Annotated in this window: 2 protein-coding genes; one reads left to right on the top strand and one right to left on the bottom strand. The window is 69.9% G+C overall.

The features are described 5' to 3' along the window. Window positions 1-54: 54 nt before the first annotated feature. Complete coding sequence (gene folK, locus ACFDSW_RS15485; protein WP_375251168.1) at window positions 55-558, bottom strand: 2-amino-4-hydroxy-6-hydroxymethyldihydropteridine diphosphokinase; 504 nt, start codon at window positions 556-558, stop codon at window positions 55-57. Between the two features lie 23 nt (window positions 559-581). Between folK and ACFDSW_RS15480 the strand changes: the two genes are divergently transcribed. Beyond that, window positions 582-1,048, top strand: a 467-nt coding sequence (locus ACFDSW_RS15480) for a uracil-DNA glycosylase family protein (RefSeq protein ID WP_375251167.1), incomplete at its 3' end; no start/stop codon positions are given.

Raw genomic sequence — 1,048 nt, 5'->3', positions numbered from 1 at the left:
ACCCGGGACCTCTCGATTAAAAGTCGCTTGCTCTACCGACTGAGCTACGGACCCTCACGTGGGTGTGCGCGGGTTAGGGGTGTGCGCCGCGCGGGTCAACCGATGATGAAGCTGCCGGATCGTCCGTCCGGTCAGTGGGTCCCGCCATTCGGGCGCGATGGCGATCAACGGCGTGAGCACGAAGTCGCGCTGTCGAAAGGCGGCGTGCGGGATTGTCAGTCGTGGCGAGCGCCATCGCCCGCCGGACCACAGGATGATGTCGAGATCGAGCACGCGGCTGCCCCATCGCCGCCCGCGCCGCCGCCCGAACGACCGTTCGATCGCCTTCAGCCGGGCGAGCAGCGCCTCCGGGGCTTCATCGCTGTCGATCAACGTCGCGGCATTGGCATAGGTGCGGATCGACGGCCCCAGCGGCGCGCTGGCCACGATCGGGGAGGCGCGCCCGCCGAGCACCGCCAGCGCCGCGGCCACCTCCGCGCGCGGGTCGCCATGCCGCCCATGCCGGTTGGAGCCGGCCGCGACGATATAGGTCGAACGGTGATGCGTTGCGCAGTCCACGCGCCAGCGCCTACCGCACGGCCATGAACTTCGCGACCTCCCCGATTCCGGCAACCGAGCCGCCGCGCGATTGCCCGCTGTGCCCGCGGCTGGTGGCGGTGCGGCAGGAGTTGCGGACGGCGCATCCCGACTGGTGGAACGCGCCGGTCAATGCCTTCGGTGATCCCCGTGCCTGGCTGGTGCTGGTAGGGCTCGCGCCCGGCAAACAGGGCGCGAACCGCACCGGGCGGCCGTTCACCGGCGATTATTCGGGCGACCTGTTGTTCGACACATTGCGGCGGTTCGGATTGGCGGAGGGCAGTTACGAAGGCGACCCGGCCGATTCGCTACGGCTCACCGGGGCGGTGATCATCAATGCGGTCAAATGCCTGCCGCCCGCCAACAAGCCGACACCGGAGGAGATCCGCACCTGCCGCCCGTTCATGGCCGGCCAGGCGGCGGCGCTGCCGAACGCGCGCGTGTTCGTGGCGCTCGGGCAGATCGCGCATCA

Source organism: Sphingomonas sp. (genome assembly GCF_042091075.1).
Lineage (GTDB): Bacteria > Pseudomonadota > Alphaproteobacteria > Sphingomonadales > Sphingomonadaceae > Sphingomonas.
The sequence above is the reverse complement of the archived record's forward strand: the minus strand, read 5'-3'. Positions and strand labels throughout refer to the sequence as shown.